At 50.0% G+C, this 276-nt stretch carries 1 protein-coding gene; it reads right to left on the bottom strand.

Annotation, left to right across the window (positions count from 1 at the left end):
* A partial coding sequence (locus tag SB752_RS32370) for a hypothetical protein (protein ID WP_410719492.1) occupies positions 1-276 on the bottom strand: 276 nt, incomplete at both ends.

The following is a 276-nucleotide window of genomic DNA, read 5'->3' as shown; positions in this document are numbered from 1 at the left end:
CAACGCAGCGGCAACAACAGCAACAACCTGCAAGCAGGCCGAGACATAACCACCGGCAAGAAGAACAGCAAAAAATAACTCAGACCCAGCAGTCCGGAGCTGGCAGCTATAACAATCAGGCTGGCAGAGACCTGACCATCAACCACATCGATTTGCCGCCCGAACTTCTTCAACAGTTCAATCACGCACTCAACAACATAAGAAATTCCGCAGACAGTGAGAAAAAGAACATTCTCCTGCTTCTTGAGCGCCAGGAATTCAGTAAGGCCGAAGCAG

The sequence above is a fragment of the Brevibacillus sp. SIMBA_040 genome, from assembly GCF_046535075.1.
In the GTDB taxonomy this organism is placed as follows: Bacteria; Bacillota; Bacilli; order Brevibacillales; family Brevibacillaceae; genus Brevibacillus.
This window is presented reverse-complemented; position numbering and strand designations above follow the sequence as displayed.